Origin of the sequence: Streptomyces colwelliae (assembly GCF_048158785.1) — a bacterium.
GTDB lineage: Bacteria > Actinomycetota > Actinomycetes > Streptomycetales > Streptomycetaceae > Streptomyces.
The window spans coordinates 1-379 of the sequence record NZ_JBLTJC010001094.1 but is presented as its reverse complement, the minus strand read 5'-3'; the positions used below and the strand labels follow the sequence as shown (position 1 = coordinate 379).

Below are 379 nucleotides of genomic sequence, written 5' to 3'. Positions count from 1 at the left end.
TCTCAGCACCTTCAATGCCGTTGAAGATGGAGCTGGAATCAACCTGATTCTGGCTGCTCTGCTGCAGTTCCAGATTCACGTTGACCTGCTTACCGTCGCGCAGCAAGCCCAGGGTCAGTTTGCTGCCCACCGGCATAGTCCCCACCTGAGCACGCAGTGCGGCAAAGCTGCTGATTGGCTTACCGTTCAGTGAGGTGATCACATCACCCGCTTTAATGCCCGCTTTCGCGGCGGAAGAATTCGGCAGAACCTGGCTTACGAAAGCACCGCGCTGAGCGTCAACTTTCATCGCTTTCGCCAGATCGGAGTACAGCTCAGTGCCCATAATACCCAACTCACCACGTTTCACCTGGCCGTATTCCACCATCTGCGAGGTCTG

The 379-nt window shown here is 55.9% G+C and carries 1 protein-coding gene; it reads right to left on the bottom strand.

Annotated elements, in window-relative coordinates:
* Positions 1 to 379 (bottom strand): PDZ domain-containing protein (locus ACNFOC_RS55975; protein ID WP_416966522.1); only part of this gene is annotated, 379 nt, incomplete at both ends.